The following is a 532-nucleotide window of genomic DNA, read 5'->3' as shown; positions in this document are numbered from 1 at the left end:
GCTACAGGAGAAAACGCCGAAGACGGTTTAGATTGGAAGAAACCAAACCCTTTTGCGAGCTCCGCAGGAATCAAACCACGCAGCGAGACGTCGTTCACCAACATAATGAGACGAATAGACTCTTGCGCCTCAGCAATACTTGCGCCCATCGGAACATCGCCAGTTACAACGGCAACTTCACCTTCAAAATCGATACCCCATTCGTCGCTGGCAAACTCAATATTGTCGCAAGGGCCAATAAACGCATCTGAACCACCTTGATACATCAGAGGATCAGTCCAAAAACTCTCTGGCATTTCTGCGCCGCGCGCTTTACGAACCAACTCGACATGGTTGACATAAGCACTGCCATCCGCCCACTGCTAAGCGCGAGGTAACGGAGACTCACAGTAATGCGCCTCAAACTCTTCAAACCCAGTGACCGTGCCATTGTTCAGCGCGATGTAAATTTCTTCCAACTGTGGTGCAACAGCTTCCCAATTATCGAGCGCGACTTGCATGGTCGGTGCTAGATTTCTCGGGTGGAAAACTT

Annotated in this window: 1 pseudogene; it reads right to left on the bottom strand. The window is 50.2% G+C overall.

The annotated features are described in order from the left end of the window. Positions 1 to 532 (bottom strand): annotated as a pseudogene (locus tag R7P74_RS28970) (fumarylacetoacetate hydrolase family protein); the annotation flags it as partial.

This window comes from Vibrio sp. 2033 (assembly GCF_033339735.1).
The sequence above is the reverse complement of the archived record's forward strand: the minus strand, read 5'-3'. Positions and strand labels throughout refer to the sequence as shown.